Below are 776 nucleotides of genomic sequence, written 5' to 3' on the forward strand. Positions count from 1 at the left end.
TCTTCGGACGCCCCACGATGGAAGAACTTCGCCAGGATCTGCGTGCTGTGAGCAGAAAATGCCGACCGGACTGGGACATCACGGCGCTCGAACTTAAGGCTGCGTGGCAGCAAGGCCGCAAGGAGCTCTTCCATCCGTATGGAAAAGCCAATCTTCAAACTCTCAGCGAGCAGAATTAGAAGGAGACGGAGCCGGCCGCTCCGGTTGTGGGGCACAGGTCGGCCTAAATCCGCTCACCGCCAATCCGGTTTTGGTTTCGCAGCAAGCTGTGCCCTACGGCGACGGGCAGACCAGATTGTCCGTTTTGCTCGCGCTAATATCCTATTCTACGACGAGCAGTAATCGACCTGCATTATCGGATCTGAGCGCTGTATCGATGGGGTGAAGATGTAGAAATAACGGAAAAGTCGCACAGCAATCTGACCGCGCCACGTCCTTCCACAAAAAACGTCGCACGAGATCCATTTTGCTCTCGGCGATCACTCCGCGAAGGTCTTGGAAAATAAGGATTTTCCAATGGTGGGCGCACCAGGGCTCGAACCTGGGACCCGCTGATTAAGAGTTCGCTTTGCTTGCCCGTCGAGGCGTCGACGATCGTGCGGGGCGCTTGTTGGCCCCCACTTTCCCGGCGATGCCGGCGAGCACAGTCTGCCAAAAGAATCCGTTCTGATAGGCAAGCAGGAAGTCTCCCATCGACTCCGGATTTTGGTTCGTAAGGGCGTAGATCGAGTTGAATATCAGCGGCGAAACGAATAGCGCGGCAATGAACTGAAAAT

At 55.5% G+C, this 776-nt stretch carries 1 protein-coding gene and 1 pseudogene; one reads left to right on the top strand and one right to left on the bottom strand.

Going from position 1 to position 776, the window contains the following annotated elements; genetic code table 11:
• A pseudogene (locus AC1D00_RS43680) lies at positions 1-179 on the top strand (AhpC/TSA family protein); the annotation flags it as partial.
• 376 nt (positions 180-555) lie between these two features.
• Here the strand turns inward: AC1D00_RS43680 and AC1D00_RS43685 are convergent.
• The coding region (locus AC1D00_RS43685) for a hypothetical protein (protein WP_477015007.1) at positions 556-776 on the bottom strand (221 nt) is incomplete at its 5' end.

The organism is Bradyrhizobium sp. P2_E8 (assembly GCF_056403875.1).